The organism is Pontixanthobacter gangjinensis (genome assembly GCF_009827545.1).
In the GTDB taxonomy this organism is placed as follows: Bacteria; Pseudomonadota; Alphaproteobacteria; order Sphingomonadales; family Sphingomonadaceae; genus Pontixanthobacter; species Pontixanthobacter gangjinensis.
This window is the reverse complement of sequence record NZ_WTYS01000001.1, coordinates 1,397,274-1,413,128: the sequence shown is the minus strand read 5'-3', so window position 1 is coordinate 1,413,128 and position 15,855 is coordinate 1,397,274. Positions and strand designations below refer to the sequence as shown.

Sequence of the window (15,855 nt, the reverse complement as noted above, 5' to 3'; positions counted from 1 at the left end):
GGCGATGCTCATAAAACGGCTCAAGCTCAGCGGATTCAAAAGCTTCGTCGAGCCAGCCGAATTGCGCATTGAGCCGGGTCTAACCGGCGTTGTCGGCCCCAACGGCTGCGGCAAATCCAACCTGCTGGAGGCGATCCGGTGGGTTATGGGTGAAAATTCACCCAAGTCCATGCGCTCGGGCGGGATGGAAGATGTCATCTTCGCTGGCACTGAAACCCGCCCCCCGCGCGATTTTGCAGAGGTTGTCCTGCATGCTGAAGATGATTTCGGTGAGGAACTGGAAGTTACCCGCCGGATCGAACGAGGCGCAGGCAGCGCCTATCGCGTCAATGGCAGCGATGTCCGTGCCAAGGATGTCTCTCTAACCTTTGCAGATGCGGCAACTGGCGCGCATTCGCCAGCATTGGTTAGCCAAGGCAAGATCGCCCAAGTCATCGCGGCTAAGCCAGCTGAGCGCCGCCAAATGCTAGAGGAAGCAGCCGGTATCGCCGGGCTCCACGTTCGACGCCGCGATGCCGAAAGCAAGCTGCGTTCAACAGAGAAGAACCTCGAGCGGCTTGAAGATTTGATGGCGGGACTGGATTCCCAAATGTCGTCGCTGCGGCGTCAGGCAAAGCAAGCCGAACGCTACACCAAGCTGACCGAACAAATCACCACTGCCGAAGCGAGACTGCTATTTGCCCGCTGGCGCGATGCCGCTGAAGCTGCGCAAGCCGCGCGTAAGCAAGCCCAAGAAGCCGAGCAGCGCGTGACAGATGCAAAAGCCGCAAGCGATGAAGCCCAGAAGGCCCAGCATCTTGCGGCAAAGACACTTTCAGAGGCACGCGAAGAGCAATCGGACCGGCGCGATGATGCCAGCGCTCACGGTCACCGGATGGCATCGCTAACCTCTCAATTGGAAGCAGCCGAGCAGAGGCTTGCCGACCTCAACAAGCAAAAGAAGCGGCTGGAGGAAGATCGTGGCGATGCCGACCGGATGACCAAGGACGCCGCAGAGGCACTTGCCCGGTTGGAGAAGGAACTGTCGAGCAATGAGGCATCGCTCGCTGCGGATGAAGAGCGCAGACCGGCGCTCGCCAACGCATTGGAAGAAGCCGAACGCGCTGGCCGTACAGCAGAACTGGCACTGGCGAAAGCCACCGCAGATCAGGCCGGCGTTGAAGCCGAATGGCGCGTTGCCGAAGCCGAAGTGTCACAAGCAAAGTCACGGATGGACCGACTTGATGCCGAAGCCGCCCGGCAAGAGCAAATTCGGGCATCCTTGGGCGAAAGAGGCAATCCCGAAGCTGAGGTGCAACAGGCGACCAAAAATTCTGAACAGGCAGCAGCCACCCTTGCCCTGCGCCGCACTGATTTGGAACAGCAACAAGCGCGCAAGCAAGAATTACAGCTCGCGCGCGATGAAACGGGCAATGCGCTCGCCAATGCCAAGGCTGAATTGGCGGGCATCGAACACGAATATAGCGCGCTGGCCCGCGACCGAGATGCCCGCGAAAAACAGCGAGCCCAGCGAAAGGGCTTGCCCACCGCACTTGATGAAGTCCGGGTAAAGCCGGGATACGAACGGGCATTAGCGGCAGCGTTGGGCAGAGACGCGAAATCTCCGCTGGGATTACCTGCGCAGGTTAATGATGGGCGCTTTTGGACGGGTAGCGACGCGCCAAGCAAGGTTTCAAACAGCCTCATCAATTATATCACCGCCTGTCCGCCACAATTGCAGGCGCGGCTAGCGTTGGTTCATGTGGCCGATGTTGATGACGGCCGCCCGCTGAAACCAGGTGAATGGCTTGTCACCACAAAGGGGCATTTGCGCCGTTGGGACGGCTTTATCGCGCGCGGAGAAGGTGCAGCGGAAGCGGCCCGGCTCGAAGCAGCGAACCGTTTGGCAGATCTGGAAAATCATCTGCCGGAAAAGCGCTCTTCAGCCGATGCGGCAGCTGCGGCCCAGGCCACAGCCCAAGAGGAACTGAGCGAACTACAACGCGAATTGGTCTCGCTGGAACGCGGCGTTAGCGAAGCAGCCGAGGCGGAGCGACAATCATTGCGGGCGCTTGATCAGGCCGAGGCGGCACGCGAACGTCTTGCTGCACGGTTGCAGGAACTTGATGCCGCCAAGCTTGATCTGGCCGACCAACGCAGCGGGGCAGAGGCAGAATTGGCTCAAGCTGCGAACAGGCGCATGGCTCTCCCGCCGCCCGAGACCGGACGGATAACGTTGGAAGCCTCCCAAGCAAAGCATGACGCGGCCCGGTCATCGCTCCAGGCGGCAACGGGTGCGCTCGCAGCACATGAGCAAGCGTTGGCGGTGGCACGTGAACGCACGGCCGCGCAGCGCAGCGATATGGCCAATTGGCAGGCCCGCTCGGGCGAGGCGGCTCAGCGCCTATCCGACATGGGACGCCGCTTCGAAGAAATCGAAGAACAACGCGCCATTTTCGCGGCCAAGCCAGAGGGGTTGATGCGCGAGATCGAGCAAGGTGACTCGGTTCGCGAAAGATTGACCAAGGAGCTCGCACAAGCTGAAGCTGCTGTCGCCAAAGCACATGACGTGGCTGAAATTGCCGACAAGAAATTTGGCGAAGTCAATGAAGCGCTGGCAACCGCACGAGAATCACGCGCCGGACTTGCTGCGCGCGCCGAGAATGAAGAGGCACGGCGCGCTGAAATGGCCCGTGTCTCAGGTGAGCGTTTTCAATGCCCCCCGCCGATGCTGGCCGGAAGATTCGATTTTGACGCCGAAGAGGTCAAGAACTCAGGGTTGGAAGGCGGGGAACTGGAGCGGCTAAATGCGAGCCGCGAACGGATTGGACCTGTGAATTTGGTGGCCGCCGAGGAATTGTCAAAGCTGGAAGAACAAGCCGGATCGAGCGCCGCCGAACAGGCAGAGCTTGCCGAAGCTGTGAACCGATTACGCGGTTCAATCGGAAGCCTAAATCGTGAGGGCCGTGAACGGCTTTCAGCCGCGTTTGAACAGGTCGACGGCCACTTTCAACGCTTGTTCACCCGCCTTTTCGAAGGCGGAAAAGCACATCTGGCGTTGATCGATAGCGACGATCCGCTTGAAGCCGGCTTGGAAATTTTCGCACAACCGCCTGGCAAACGATTGCAATCGCTAACATTGCTTTCGGGCGGCGAGCAGGCGCTTACGGCTATCGCGCTGATCTTCGCTTTGTTCCTGACCAACCCCGCCCCGATTTGCGTGCTCGACGAGGTCGACGCTCCGCTCGATGATGCCAATATTGACCGGTTTTGCGATCTACTGATTGCGATGACCAAGGAAACCGACACGCGCTACCTGATCGTCACGCATAACGCAGTCACCATGAGCCGGATGCACAGATTGTTCGGCGTAACCATGGTCGAGAAAGGTATATCGCGCCTTGTCAGCGTCGATTTGGGTGCGGCAGAAGAATTGGTAGCTGCATTATAGCGCTCAGGCTGCGAGCGCATCTGCCAGACGGATACGGATTGACTTTAGCTGCGCCAAAATTGCGGCTCGCGAGGGGCCTTCCTCATTAAGCTTAATTTCAACTTCAGCCTGTTCATCAAGATCCAACGATGATGGAACAACTTCTTCGGGCGCACTATCCGTTTTAGTATCCGCATAAGAATCCCTTCCAAAGAAGGCGTCGACTCCGCCATCGGCAGCGGAAGGCAGTTCCGCCGGAATTGCGCTTGAGTTGCCGGTTTCGCCAGCCAATGGGTCTGTTTCACCTTGACCGCCTGTATCGCCAGAAGCACCAACGCCCTTAGCCTCGCCCTTACCGCTTTCAATCACCTGTTGAGCGCCTTTCAAGGTGTATCCCTCGTCATTCACAAGCTGGTTGATACGCTCAATCAGATCGACATCTTCAGATCGGTAATACCTCCTGCCACCGCTGCGTTTCAGGGGATCAAGCATCGGGAATTGTTGTTCCCAATATCGCAGCACATGGGTCTTAATACCCAACGCACGGCTGACTTCGCCAATGGTTCGAAGCGCGCCTTCGTCTTTTCCGTCTTCGAATTGCGCACTCATTTCATTTCCTTTGGCTGGTTAGCCCTTGGCTATCCGTTCTTTCAGCAATTGGCTCGCGCGGAAGGTTACAACCCTGCGTGGTGTGATTGGCACTTCAACGCCGGTTTTCGGGTTCCTGCCAACTCGTTCTTTCTTATCGCGCAATATGAAGCTTCCGAATCCGGATATCTTCACGTTTTCACCACTGGACATCCCCTCACACATATGAGCGAGAATTGATTCCACTAGGTCGAGCGATTCCGCCCGTGAAAGACCCATCTTACGGTTTATTGTTTCCGCGAGATCGGCCCTTGTCAGGGTACTGACTGATCTTGACATTCGCTCACTCCTCTCTGGTGCGACCCAGACTCGGTGTAATCGGCTACGCGTGTAGCCGTAAATTCAAAATTGAGCAATCGCTTCCAAAAATTATCCAATTGAAACAGCGATTGGATTAAATTCTTACCAAAGAAGCGCCCCAGGTGAAGCCGCCGCCCATCGCTTCAAACATCACCAAATCACCCTTCTTAATCCGTCCGTCACGTATCCCGACATCAAACGCCAGCGGCACAGATGCCGCCGAAGTGTTGGCGTGCTGGTCCACGGTGACAATCACTTTTTCAGGCGGCAGACCAAGCTTGCGCGCGGTTGCATCCAAAATCCGTGCATTGGCCTGATGCGGCACAACCCAGTCAATATCGTTCGCTTCAAAGCCCGACGATGCAAGGGTTTCTCGCAAAACATCAGCGAGATTGACCACAGCATGGCGGAACACTTCGCGGCCTCTCATGCGCAATTTGCCAACCGTACCGGTGCTGGATGGGCCGCCATCGACATAAAGCAATTCATTGTGGGCGCCGTCTGCGTGAAGTTTTATATCGATAATACCGGGCCCGTCCTCTGCGACCTCTTGTACTTCGAGCACCAACGCGCCTGCGCCGTCACCGAACAAGACACATGTTGTTCGGTCTTCCCAGTCGAGAATGCGGCTAAATGTCTCCGCGCCGATTACCAAGGCGCGCTTTGCCATACCTGTGCGGAGCATCGAATCCGCAGTGCCGAGCGCGTAGAGAAATCCAGAGCATACCGCCGCAACATCGAATGCAATGCCGCCATTGCAGCCGAGCGCATGCTGCACTTTGGTGGCCGTGGCGGGAAAGGTCTGATCGGGCGTTGCTGTGGCAAGAATGATCAGATCGATATCTTTTGCATCGATACCGGCAGCTTCCAGCGCGCGCTGCGCTGCAAGTGTTGCGAGCGTTGAGGTGGTTTCGCCTTCTGCTGCAATGTAGCGTTGCTTGATTCCAGTGCGCTCTACAATCCATTCATCGCTGGTATCGACCCGCTGTGCCAATTCAGCATTGGTCACCGCGCGCCCGGGTAAGGCTGACCCACTGCCGCAGATGACCGAGCGGATCACTTCTCAGCGCTTCCATTGCTATCAACATCGCCCTTCAGCGCATGCAAAGCCGCCAGATCAGCTGTAATTCGCTGGGTCAAGTTTTCTTCAAGCAAGCGTGCTGCAACGGTTACCGCATTCGCCACTCCGCCAGCAGTTGCGCTGCCGTGGCTCTTCACTACGACCCCGTTAAGGCCGAGGAAAACGGCACCATTATGGTTGTTGGGATCAAGGTGGTGTTTGAGCAATTCTGTTGCCGGACGTGAAACCAGAAAGCCGATCTTCGAACGCAGCGAGCTCGTGAATGCGTTGCGGAGCAAATCGGTGACGAACCGAGCCGTCCCCTCAATCGCTTTCAAAGCGATATTGCCAGAGAAGCCATCGGTAACCACCACATCCACTTCCCCGCGATTGATCTTGTCTGATTCCACATATCCATCAAACTGCATGTCGAGGCCGGTGGCATTTTGGAGCTCAGCAGCGGCTTCTCGCAGCCGGTCAAAACCTTTATTTTCCTCGGTGCCGATATTGAGCAACCGGACACGCGGTTTACGGCCCAGAATGATGCGAGAATAGGCCGCTCCCATGATCGCAAATTGCACCAGGTTGCGCGCATCCGCTTCGGTGTTCGCGCCCAGATCGAGCATTATGACATCGTCATCTTCAAGCGTGGGCATCACAGCGGCAAGCGCAGGGCGGTCAATTCCTGGCATGGTGCGCAGGGCTAACTTGCTCATCGCCATCAGCGCGCCAGTGTTGCCCGCGCTAACTGCGGCACCAGCGTCGCCTATTTTCACCGCATTGACGGCAAGGCCCATAGATGTGGTTTTGGCACGGCGAAGCGCCTTGGTGGGAAGCTCGTCCCCGCCAACGACATCATCGCAATGCAAAATTTCGGAAGCACCCCGCATGTTGGGATGACTATCCAGCGCGGTCTTTATCCGTGCCTCATCCCCGACCAGCAGGAACTGGAATTGGTCGTGACGCCGGCGCGCTTCCGCAGCCCCGTCGATCATGACTCGCACGCCTTCGTCTCCGCCCATCGCATCGACAGCGATACGCGGAAGACTCATGGGCGTATTCTCCAGCTAACGGTCTTAGAGACCGACGGCGATGATTTCGCGACCGTTGTAGTGGCCACAGGCGTTGCACAGATTGTGCGGACGCTTGAGTTCGCCGCAATTTGAGCATTCATGGAATGCTTCGGGCTTAAGCGAATCGTGCGAACGGCGGATGCCGCGACGGTGAGGCGATACTTTTCTTTTAGGGACAGCCATTTTGGCACCTGTTCCTTGATAAACTGCAGTTTGTAAGGGCCGCTCTAGGCGAAGGCTCCCCCGCGCACAAGTGTGCGGAATCGAAGCCCCTCCATGACGGGAAGAGGGCCATATAACCGGATTCGCGCAGGTTGCAACCGGAACCGTGTCCGACCTGCGACTTTACCCTGCATTGCCAGCGCGCCCAAGACTGCGTAGCGAAGCTGTGATATATTCTTGAGGGGAAGTGATATGGAACTGCTACCGGTAACTCTATGTGCGGGCGCTGCCGCCGCGATCTTGACAATTTGGATGATGGCACGGACCGGCAAATTGCGCAATCAAAGCAAAATTTTGCACGGTGACGGCGGTAATCCAGCCTTGATCCGCCGGATGCGTGCGCAGTTGAACTTCGTCGAAAGCGCTCCATTTATCCTGCTCTTGATCGCGGTAATCGAACTTTCAGGCAAAGGCGGCCAATGGCTCGCCTATGTCGCGGCACTCTATATTCTGGGCCGAGTAGCGCACGCCTTGGGCATGGACGCAGAAGAAGTTAGCAAATTGCGGATGGCGGGTGTGATGATTACAATGCTCACTTTACTCGGCCTCGCGATTGTAGCGGTTCTGATCGCTGCCAAAATTATGTAGTTCGAAGGTGGCCTGGAGAGCTTAACCCAGTGCGTAATCGCTAACAAACTGGTTGGTCTTGCGCTCTTGGCCAAAGGTGCTGACCGGACCGTGGCCGGGAATGAAGGTCACATCGTTACCCAGCGGCCACAATTTTTGCGTAATCGCATCAAGCAAATCCTGATGATTTCCCATTGGAAAGTCCGTCCGGCCGATTGATCCCTGAAAGATCACATCGCCGACAACTGCGAACTTGCTTGGCTCGTGGTAAAACACGACGTGACCAGGTGTGTGGCCCGGGCAATGAATAACGTCGAGAACCAGATCGCCCACGGTGACAGTGTCGCCGTCGTGAAGCCAGCGGTCCGGCTCGAACACTTCGCCACGAATGCCGTATTTCGCGCCATCTTCATTAAGGCGAGAAATCCAGAAACGGTCTGCCTCGTGTGGCCCCTCGATCGGAATGCCCAATTCCTTCGCCAGAATGCCGCTTTCACCACAATGGTCGATATGGCCATGCGTGATAAGGATTTTCTCTAGCGTTACGCCCGCTTTGGCGACTCCAGCTTTCAGCTTGTCCAGATCGCCGCCCGGATCAGTCAGCGCGCCCTTCATCGTCTTAGTGCACCAGATCAGGCTGCAATTCTGCTGCAAGGGTGTCACCGGCATAATCGCGGCGCGCATCGGGGGTTGAGGCTTAGTCTGTTCGATCATGATTGCGATGTGGCGACAGTTGGCGCGGATTGCAACGCTCTCACAACCGCCCGCTCTTCCACACCACCCTGCCAACAATCTCGACGTCACCCACGAGGACTTCGATTGGTGGGTAGGCAAGGTTTTGGCTGAGCAGCGATAGCCTACCCCCCCCTTGTGCCGCCACTCGCTTCACCAGCAGAGTATCTTCCAGCCTGACTACGTGGATTCCATCACGAAATGGCTGGGGTGAGAGGTCTACCAACACTTCATCGCCTGCGCGGAGTAGCGGCTCCATCGAATCTCCCTCAACCGAAATCGCTGAAAGGCGCGCGCCATCGAGCCCGTTTTCGCGCAGCCACCGGCGCGAAAAGCGGAAATTATCAAACGGCTCTTCCCCACTGACAGTTGCACCCTGACCCGCTGAAGCGCTGACCGGCAAACGAGGCACCTCGACCCAGCCACCTTCCAAGGGCAGTTTCCTCGTCGGAATATAGGATTTTTCCTGCATCGCACCCAATTCTGATTCCGGCACTCCAAAGAACTCAGCAAGAGCGCGCCGATCTACTTCCTCGAGCTTTCGCGGACTACCTTTGCGGATAAATTGCTGCAAATACGTTGGATTCCTACCAATCATCTCTGAAAGGCGAGCAAGTGAACTGCCCTGATTTTGCGACAATTCTAATAAACGTTCACGTGGATTCGACATAGTTCGTCCTCAGAGTCGATATTATTCCTACCTACATCATGTATTTTTCCTAGACAAGTAGGATTTGAACGGCGACCAAATGTAACACGGTCGATTCGCTGACCGTGCCATTGCAGGCAAATCCAATCGCAGGGGAACCGCATGCTTATTCGTTCTATTGAGAAATTTCTACGCAACACTGGGATGCCCGCCACCAAGTTTGGCAGGCTCGCCGCCCACGACCCGCGCTTCGTATTAGACTTACGTAACGGCCGAATTCCCCGAACCGGGACGGAAAAACGCGTCGAGACATTTATGACCACCTATCAGAAGGAAGCCGCTAATGTTGGTTGAGCCTATCTCGCAGCTTCGCCCCGCTCGCAAAGCGCGGGTCAGCCATGGTGAACGGCTCCGCACTGAACTGCTCAAAATCGCGGGAGGGCAAGCGATAATCAACCGATATTCAGAACATGCATGGGCGAGCATCACGTTTTCCGGCACACGCCACTCAGTGCGACTGCTGTTCGAAGGGGCCAAGCAGACTGAAGCAGGCGAAACTTTTATCGCAAATCTGCCAGATCACGAGTTCACCCTCCCCGGACAATTGGTCGCCGATGCCACAATAGTCAGCGCCGATCACAGCTTGCTTCCTTGCCCTCGCCTAGAGGTTGAATGCGAATTGCTATTGCTGCTTGACGGCTAACCCGCGGATTCGCGGCGGATTACCAAGTTCCGGATTTCAGACATGTCTTCCATCGCAAAACGGATGCCTTCACGGCCAAGGCCGGAGTCTTTCACCCCGCCATAGGGCATATTGTCGACGCGGTAAGATGACACATCATTGACCACCACACCGCCAACATCCAGCGTATCCCACGCATCGAGCACCTTGTGGATGTCACGTGTGAATATTCCGGCCTGAAGTCCGAACTTGGAATCGTTCACCTGCTCCATCGCTTCGTTGAAGTCGGTGAATTTGGTGAGCAGCGCCATCGGACCAAACGCTTCTTCGCGGTTGGCATCGGCGGACGGATCGACATTTTCCAACAGCGTGGCCTCCAGCATATTGCCTTCGCAGCCGCCGCCGCACAGTAGATTAGCACCACCATCAACTGCGGAATCAATCCAGCCTTTCAGCCGCTTTGCTTCTCCCAGCGAGATCATCGGGCCTATAAAGGTGTCACGCTCCTTTGGATCGCCAGAGACTAATGTCTTGGTCTTTGCGACCAGCATATCGCGAAATATGTCATAAATTTCTTCGTGTATTATAATTCGCTGAACACCGATGCAGCTTTGGCCTGACTGATAGAAAGCACCAAAAATGATCCGCTCAAGCGCATGGTCAAGATCGGCATCTTTATCGACCACTACAGCCGCATTGCCGCCAAGTTCGAGGATAACGGGCTTTTTGCCCGCCTTGGCCTTTAAGTCCCAGCCCACCCCGGGCGAACCGGTAAAGCTGAGGAGTTTTAACCGCTCGTCCGTGGTGAACAGATCGGCGCCGTCGCGGCTCGCCGGAAGGATTGAAAACGCGCCCTCCGGCAAATCGGTTTCTGCCAGAACTTCGCCCATGATAATCGCGCCGAGCGGCGTTTTGCTCGCCGGTTTCATTACAAATGGACAGCCCATCGCAATGGCCGGAGCAATCTTATGCGCGGCCAGATTGAGCGGGAAATTAAACGGAGAAATGAAGCTGCATGGGCCAATTGGCACGCGCTTCCACATGCCCATATATCCCTTGGCGCGCGCCGATATATCCAGCGGTTGAACTTCGCCATAATTGCGGGTGGCCTCTTCTGCGGCGATCTTGAAAGTATCGATCAGACGGGTAACTTCCCCCTCTGCATCGTTGATCGGCTTCCCTGCTTCAACACACAGAGAATAAGCAAGCTCGTCAAACCGCTCACGAAACCGGGTGACGCAGTGTTCGAGTACCGCTTGACGTTCATAGCTGGCCATCTTCGCCATCGGCTCGGTCGCCCGAACGGCGCCTGCAATCGCCTCCTCGATGATGTCGGGCGTGGCTAAGGCAGTGCGGAATGCGACCTCATTGGTGAATTTGTCGGTCACTTCCAAATCGGTGTTTGGCTGGGAAGCCTTATTATTGAGATACAGCGGATAGGTAGATTTCAGTTCGACCATGTTCATCTCTCCCCCCTCCTGTTTGCGGGAGGGGCCGGGGGTGCGTCTGAGGGGCAGCACAGTCCAATCCCGCGCCCGCCCCAACCCCTCCCGCAGATGGGAGGGGCAACGGATATTCTATAGATTCTTCGAAAGCTCTTTGATGTCGTGATTCAGAATTTGATCGTTCTCAGTATAATCAACCGGGCAATCAATCAGGTGAACGCCCGGCGTATCACGGCAATGGGCCAGCACTTCTTTCAAGTGATCGGCGCTTTCCACTCGGTGGCCCTTGGCACCATAGCTTTCAGCATACATCACGAAATCGGGGTTACCATAGGTCAGCCCCCAATCCTTGAAGCCCATATTGGCCTGCTTCCAGCGGATCATACCATAGGCATCATCTCGCAAAATCAACACGGTCATATTGAGCCCAAGCCGTACCGCAGTTTCCATTTCCTGACTGTTCATCATGAACCCGCCATCACCGCAAATCGCCATCACTTTGCGATCAGGATAGAGCATAGCGCTCATCATGGCTGACGGCAGACCCGCGCCCATTGTGGCAAGCGCGTTATCGAGCAGTACGGTATTGGGCAGATAAGCGGTATAATTGCGCGCAAACCAGATTTTATAAACGCCATTATCCAAGCAAATAATGCCATCTTCGGGCATCGAGTTGCGCACTTCTTGCACTAGATGCGGAGGGAAGATCGGGAAACGCGGATCGTCGGCAAGCGGTTTTGTGTGTGCAACTTCTGCCGCGCGGTAAGCCAGCATATGGTCGAATTTCCATTGGCCGGAGGGTACGATGTCCTCCTTGATTTGCCAAATGGCATTGGCAATATCGCCGATCACTTCGATCTGCGGGAAATAGACCGGATCAACCTCGGCCGTTTTGGTCGAAAGATGGATTACCGTCGCCCCGTCATGTTTCATGAAAAACGGCGGCTTCTCGATCACGTCATGACCAATGTTGACGATGCAATCCGCATCCTCAATCGCTCGGTGACAGAAATCGCCAGCCGATAGCGCGGCGCAGCCCAGGAATAGCGGGTGACGCTCGTCGATAACGCCCTTGCCCATCTGTGTGGTGACGAAGGGTATGCCAGTCTTTTCGATAAATTGGCGCAGCATCCGTCCGGTCATCTTCCGGTTGGCGCCTGCCCCCACTACTAGTACCGGATTCTTGGCGCTTTCTATTGCCTTAACCGCGGACCGGACAGCTTTGACCTCAGCCGACGGGCGGCGCGCAACTGATGCCTTAAGCGGCCGCGAATCGGTCATTTCCTCGGCAATATCTTCAGGGAATTCCAGATGCGTCGCACCCGGCTTTTCCTCTTCGGCCAGACGGAAGCATTCACGCACGCGACTCGGAATGTTGTCCCCCGCAGCGAGTTGGTGCGCATATTTAGTGATCGGGCCCATCATCTGGACGACATCAAGGATCTGGAACCGTCCCTGCTTGGATTTCTTAATCGGTTTCTGGCCGGTAATCATTAAAATCGGCATTCCGCCCAATTGCGCATAGGCACCTGCAGTTACAAAATTCGTGGCGCCCGGGCCGAGCGTCGCAAGACAAACGCCTGTCTTGCCTGTGTGACGGCCATAAGTTGCCGCCATAAAGCCAGCGCCTTGCTCATGACGGGTCAGGATGAGTTGAATCGAATCCGATTTGGACAGGCTTTCAAGGAAATCGAGGTTTTCCTCACCGGGCACGCCGAAAATATATTCAACACCCTCTTCCTCAAGGCATTCAATAAATAGATCGGACGCTTTTTGCTTACCAGTGTTGTTGTCGGCCATCGATACCCCCCATCGGGCACCCCCCTCGGGTGCCTCCAGAATTACGTGCGCGACCCAAGGCGGGTTATGGCGTCACGCCAACCCCGCTCTACGTAATCGTCTAACAAAGACAGTTGCTGGTGTCACCGCTCGATTGCATCTGCGAAAAGTATTTGAAGCAGGTGCCAAACGGGGGAGCTTGAGCTCGCTAACCGCCGCAGTTGTATTTGGCGGTCAAAATGGCGAAGCTTGACCAATTCACTTCGGAATGCGCATTCCCTCACCCAAGCACAACAATTCGGCTAGTCCTGCATGACCGAGTTAATGCTGCCTTGCCAAGCTCCGATGACTCAATCACGAAAGTGACCAGATGAATGTTCACCAAATACGCCATCATTGACGGATTTTTGGGGCCTGAATTTTCGGCTAAATTGCTGGCATTTGCGGTCGAGAATGAACGGAATTTTTACGCCGCGGGCGTCACTTCTAGCAATGCTGCAGCATCGGTGGATTGCGACACACGCAATTCGGCCGAGTTCCAAGGCGACTGGGGCCAGCTGGGAGAGCGTTTGCGGCATGCTTTCCTAACTCGCGCAAGCGAATTGTTCGGTGCAGCTGGCTTAGCCCCTATCACCATGCCGATACTCGAAATCAGCATGGTCGCGCATCAAGATGGAGGCTTCTTTCGCAAGCATGTCGATAGCTTAAGCGATACTACGCGACGCTTCGCTGACGCAGACCGGATATTAAGCGCCGTATACTATTTTCATGGTGAGCCAGCTGCGTTTAGCGGCGGTGAGCTGGCCATTTTGCCGATCGCCGGTGATATTGAACCTGTCAAAATTGCACCCAACCATGATCGGCTGGTCATATTCCCTTCGTTCGCTCCACATGAGGTGTTGAGAATCTCAGTGCCTGATAATGCATTTTCAAACGCCCGTTTTTCGGTCAATTGCTGGTTCTGCCGGCCTCGAATTTAAGGGCGCAAGACATGGATGATGTCAGCGCCATTGAGAAGCTAGAGCACGCATCAGATGGCAATTGAGCACAACAGCTTACTAGTCCAGCTATCAAGAACGGGCGGATAAATCTGGCAATGTTTACCAAATTTGCAATCATTGACGATGCTTTTGGCACGGACCTACCAGACAGGCTGGCAGAGTTCGCGATTGCCAATCAGATTGGATTTGCAGCGACCAAGACATCCTATGCCGATGAAAGCGAGGCGGTTGATCCGGAGTTTCGCCTATCGAAAAGATTTGGCGGGAGGCTTGAGAGCATTGGGCGTGAATTCCGCTCCGGTTTAAGCAACTTGCTGCCCCGGCTTTATGAAGAGACCGGAATACCGCAAATCGAAAGGCCGTTGATGGAAAACGAGTTGATCGCAAATGGCGATGGCGGCAGTTTGGCTTGGCATATCGATACGATGACATTGGACAAGCGCGACGGTGTAGACACAGAGCGTGTGTTGAGCACAGTCTATTACTTTCATCGAACACCCTGTCAGTTTAGCGGCGGCGAGCTAGAAATTCATTCTCTAGACGGAGATGTAAAGCCAAAGCTTGTCGCACCGCGCCACGGCAGACTTGTTGCCTTCCCCTCCTTCGCGCCGCATTCGGTCCGCAGATTGAGAGTACCGAGCGGCCGGTTCGAGGATGGGCGATTTTCTCTCAATTGCTGGATCAGGTTTAAGACCGCTTAGCGATCTTGGGGCAAACTCAGCCATTCGGTGAAGCTGAAGGCGCGCGACGTCAGTTTACTTAACAGAGGGACATTGAGTTTATGGTATGTGACAGTTCAATTCACTTTCGAGGCATCAACCCAGCTTCCATTCCCAGCCGAGCGGATCGCCATCCATCAGTTCCACGCCCTTGGCGGCAAGCTCGTCACGGATCGCATCGCTGAGGGCGAAGTCTTTCTCGGCGCGTGCAGCCTTGCGGCGGGTGATGGCGTCTTCCACTTCGGCTTCATCTAGCGCAGCGTGTTTTGGACGGATCCTCAACGCGGTGCGCGATAGCCCGAACAGGTCAAGGCCAAGGACCTCGTCCATTTCCTCGATTACCGCAAGTTTGATTCCCGCATCAACTTTCTTAACCGCGATAGCCTCCTCCAAAGCCGTCAGCGCAACGGCAGTGTTCAGATCATCACCAATTGCAGCATCGAATTTATCCAGCATAGGCGCGAATTTCGGATGATCGGGCTTCCCGGGTTGGGCTTCAGCCAACCGTTCAGCCACCATCACCATCCGCTTCAGCCGCGTCAACGCTGCCTGCAGCCCTTCCCACGAAAATTCCAGCTCGCTGCGGTAATGTGCTTGCAGGCACATCAACCGGTAGGCGAGCGGGTGGTAACCTTTGTCGATCAACAATTGCAGCCGCAGGAACTCGCCCGAGCTTTTGGACATCTTGCCACTGCGCTCGACCAGGAAATTGTTGTGCATCCAGATCTTCGCGCCCGAATTGGTCGATTCACTTAAGCCGCCACAACCGCAAAACGCTTGGTTCTGCGCGATTTCATTAGGGTGGTGAATTTCACGGTGATCAATACCGCCGGTGTGGATGTCGAATGGAAAGCCGAGCAGCTTTTCCCCCATAACCGAGCATTCGAGATGCCAGCCGGGAGCGCCCCTACCCCACGGAGAATCCCATTCCATCTGACGTGTCTCTCCAGCAGGAGTTTTACGCCAAATCGCAAAGTCAGCCGCGTTACGCTTGCCCTCCACACTATCGATCCGACCTTCGCCGTCCTCGGTAACCGCGCGGGCAAGTTTGCCGTAATCTGTAACGCTCGATGTATCGAAATAGAGCCCGGATTCCAGCTCGTAACAATGTTTGTCGGCGATTTTTTCGCCCCACGCAATCATCGCCTCTACATATTCCGTTGCGCGCGGATGCTGCTTTGGCTGGACATTCAGACGGGCAAGATCGCGCTCAAAATCCTCTTGGTACAGCCGCGCAATATCCCAGGCAGACTTGCCTTCGCTCGCGGCCATTTTCTCCATCTTGTCTTCACCTTCATCCGCATCGGAAGTCAGATGACCAACATCGGTAATATTGATGACGTGAGTGAGCTTGTAGCCCTTCCACTGCAACGTCCGGCCCAGCGTATCGGCAAAGACATAGGCGCGCATATTGCCGATGTGCTGGTAATTGTAGACCGTGGGACCGCAGGTATAGACGCGCGCTTCCCCCGCATGGACAGGTTCAAAGTTTTCAAGACTGCGGGTCAGGCTGTTGAATAGCTGTAACGGAGTATCGCTCATAGCGCGGTGCCATGCACATGGGCAGGC

16 protein-coding genes are annotated in these 15,855 nt (G+C 55.6%); 6 read left to right on the top strand and 10 right to left on the bottom strand.

The window, feature by feature from the left end:
• Positions 1-4: 4 nt before the first annotated feature.
• Positions 5-3,430, top strand: coding sequence for a chromosome segregation protein SMC (gene smc / locus GRI36_RS06630; RefSeq protein ID WP_160597744.1), 3,426 nt, complete (start codon positions 5-7; stop codon positions 3,428-3,430).
• A 3-nt stretch (positions 3,431-3,433) separates the two neighbouring features.
• Here the strand turns inward: smc and GRI36_RS14015 are convergent, their stop codons facing one another.
• The 5 genes from GRI36_RS14015 to rpmF form a co-directional block, all read right to left on the bottom strand.
• Positions 3,434-4,018 carry a MerR family transcriptional regulator gene (locus GRI36_RS14015; RefSeq protein WP_160597743.1) on the bottom strand — a complete coding sequence of 195 codons (585 nt, stop codon included), beginning with the start codon at positions 4,016-4,018 and terminating at the stop codon, positions 3,434-3,436.
• Positions 4,019-4,036: 18 nt separating this feature from the next.
• Positions 4,037-4,336, bottom strand: a complete 300-nt coding sequence (locus tag GRI36_RS06620; RefSeq protein WP_160597742.1) for an integration host factor subunit alpha — start codon at positions 4,334-4,336, stop codon at positions 4,037-4,039.
• 115 nt (positions 4,337-4,451) lie between these two features.
• Positions 4,452-5,417, bottom strand: coding sequence for a beta-ketoacyl-ACP synthase III (locus GRI36_RS06615; protein WP_160597741.1), 966 nt, complete (start codon positions 5,415-5,417; stop codon positions 4,452-4,454).
• Complete coding sequence (gene plsX, locus GRI36_RS06610) at positions 5,414-6,469, bottom strand: phosphate acyltransferase PlsX (RefSeq protein WP_160597740.1); 1,056 nt, start codon at positions 6,467-6,469, stop codon at positions 5,414-5,416. The genes GRI36_RS06615 and plsX overlap by 4 nt, the downstream gene beginning before the upstream one ends.
• A 24-nt stretch (positions 6,470-6,493) precedes the next feature.
• Positions 6,494-6,673 (bottom strand): 50S ribosomal protein L32, encoded by a 180-nt coding sequence (rpmF, locus tag GRI36_RS06605; protein WP_160597739.1) that lies wholly within the window; start codon positions 6,671-6,673, stop codon positions 6,494-6,496.
• Between the two features lie 231 nt (positions 6,674-6,904).
• On the opposite strand from rpmF, the gene GRI36_RS06600 reads away from it, so the two are divergent.
• Positions 6,905-7,300 carry an MAPEG family protein gene (locus GRI36_RS06600; RefSeq protein ID WP_160597738.1) on the top strand — a complete coding sequence of 132 codons (396 nt, stop codon included), beginning with the start codon at positions 6,905-6,907 and terminating at the stop codon, positions 7,298-7,300.
• 21 nt (positions 7,301-7,321) lie between these two features.
• On the opposite strand, the gene GRI36_RS06595 is transcribed toward GRI36_RS06600, so the two are convergent.
• Together GRI36_RS06595 and GRI36_RS06590 are read right to left on the bottom strand one after the other, a co-directional pair.
• Positions 7,322-7,963, bottom strand: a complete 642-nt coding sequence (locus GRI36_RS06595) for an MBL fold metallo-hydrolase (protein WP_160599102.1) — start codon at positions 7,961-7,963, stop codon at positions 7,322-7,324.
• Positions 7,964-8,033: 70 nt separating this feature from the next.
• A complete protein-coding gene (locus tag GRI36_RS06590; RefSeq protein WP_160597737.1) occupies positions 8,034-8,681 on the bottom strand; it encodes a S24 family peptidase in 648 nt (215 codons plus the stop codon).
• A gap of 141 nt (positions 8,682-8,822) precedes the next feature.
• Between GRI36_RS06590 and GRI36_RS06585 the strand changes: the two genes are divergently transcribed.
• On the top strand, positions 8,823-9,014 hold the full coding sequence (locus GRI36_RS06585) for a hypothetical protein (protein WP_160597736.1): 192 nt from the start codon (positions 8,823-8,825) through the stop codon (positions 9,012-9,014).
• On the top strand, positions 9,004-9,363 hold the full coding sequence (locus tag GRI36_RS06580; protein WP_202392133.1) for a hypothetical protein: 360 nt from the start codon (positions 9,004-9,006) through the stop codon (positions 9,361-9,363). Before GRI36_RS06585 ends, GRI36_RS06580 begins: the two co-directional genes overlap by 11 nt.
• Here GRI36_RS06580 and GRI36_RS06575 read toward each other — a convergent pair.
• Together GRI36_RS06575 and GRI36_RS06570 are read right to left on the bottom strand one after the other, a co-directional pair.
• Positions 9,360-10,802 (bottom strand): aldehyde dehydrogenase family protein, encoded by a 1,443-nt coding sequence (locus tag GRI36_RS06575; protein ID WP_407985682.1) that lies wholly within the window; start codon positions 10,800-10,802, stop codon positions 9,360-9,362. The genes GRI36_RS06580 and GRI36_RS06575 overlap by 4 nt on opposite strands.
• A gap of 117 nt (positions 10,803-10,919) precedes the next feature.
• Entirely contained in the window at positions 10,920-12,587 is a 1,668-nt protein-coding gene (locus tag GRI36_RS06570) for an acetolactate synthase large subunit (protein WP_160597734.1), read from the bottom strand.
• A gap of 353 nt (positions 12,588-12,940) precedes the next feature.
• Here GRI36_RS06570 and GRI36_RS06565 point away from each other — a divergent pair, with 353 nt between their 5' ends.
• Both GRI36_RS06565 and GRI36_RS06560 read left to right on the top strand, forming a co-directional pair.
• On the top strand, positions 12,941-13,546 hold the full coding sequence (locus GRI36_RS06565) for a 2OG-Fe(II) oxygenase (RefSeq protein WP_160597733.1): 606 nt from the start codon (positions 12,941-12,943) through the stop codon (positions 13,544-13,546).
• 116 nt (positions 13,547-13,662) lie between these two features.
• Entirely contained in the window at positions 13,663-14,268 is a 606-nt protein-coding gene (locus GRI36_RS06560) for a 2OG-Fe(II) oxygenase (protein WP_160597732.1), read from the top strand.
• 114 nt (positions 14,269-14,382) lie between these two features.
• Here the strand turns inward: GRI36_RS06560 and cysS are convergent, their stop codons facing one another.
• Positions 14,383-15,828 carry a cysteine--tRNA ligase gene (gene cysS, locus GRI36_RS06555; protein WP_160597731.1) on the bottom strand — a complete coding sequence of 482 codons (1,446 nt, stop codon included), beginning with the start codon at positions 15,826-15,828 and terminating at the stop codon, positions 14,383-14,385.
• Positions 15,829-15,855 lie beyond the last annotated feature (27 nt).

Coding starts and splice junctions, on each gene's coding strand:
- GRI36_RS06595 (WP_160599102.1), bottom strand. CDS start 7,963: ATGCGCGCCGCGATTATGCCGGTGACACCCTTGCAGCAGAATTGCAGC.
- GRI36_RS06565 (WP_160597733.1), top strand. CDS start 12,941: ATGTTCACCAAATACGCCATCATTGACGGATTTTTGGGGCCTGAATTT.
- plsX (WP_160597740.1), bottom strand. CDS start 6,469: ATGAGTCTTCCGCGTATCGCTGTCGATGCGATGGGCGGAGACGAAGGC.
- GRI36_RS06620 (WP_160597742.1), bottom strand. CDS start 4,336: ATGTCAAGATCAGTCAGTACCCTGACAAGGGCCGATCTCGCGGAAACA.
- cysS (WP_160597731.1), bottom strand. CDS start 15,828: ATGAGCGATACTCCGTTACAGCTATTCAACAGCCTGACCCGCAGTCTT.
- GRI36_RS06590 (WP_160597737.1), bottom strand. CDS start 8,681: ATGTCGAATCCACGTGAACGTTTATTAGAATTGTCGCAAAATCAGGGC.
- GRI36_RS06570 (WP_160597734.1), bottom strand. CDS start 12,587: ATGGCCGACAACAACACTGGTAAGCAAAAAGCGTCCGATCTATTTATT.
- smc (WP_160597744.1), top strand. CDS start 5: ATGCTCATAAAACGGCTCAAGCTCAGCGGATTCAAAAGCTTCGTCGAG.
- GRI36_RS14015 (WP_160597743.1), bottom strand. CDS start 4,018: ATGAGTGCGCAATTCGAAGACGGAAAAGACGAAGGCGCGCTTCGAACC.
- GRI36_RS06575 (WP_407985682.1), bottom strand. CDS start 10,802: ATGGTCGAACTGAAATCTACCTATCCGCTGTATCTCAATAATAAGGCT.
- rpmF (WP_160597739.1), bottom strand. CDS start 6,673: ATGGCTGTCCCTAAAAGAAAAGTATCGCCTCACCGTCGCGGCATCCGC.
- GRI36_RS06600 (WP_160597738.1), top strand. CDS start 6,905: ATGGAACTGCTACCGGTAACTCTATGTGCGGGCGCTGCCGCCGCGATC.
- GRI36_RS06585 (WP_160597736.1), top strand. CDS start 8,823: ATGCTTATTCGTTCTATTGAGAAATTTCTACGCAACACTGGGATGCCC.
- GRI36_RS06560 (WP_160597732.1), top strand. CDS start 13,663: ATGTTTACCAAATTTGCAATCATTGACGATGCTTTTGGCACGGACCTA.
- GRI36_RS06580 (WP_202392133.1), top strand. CDS start 9,004: ATGTTGGTTGAGCCTATCTCGCAGCTTCGCCCCGCTCGCAAAGCGCGG.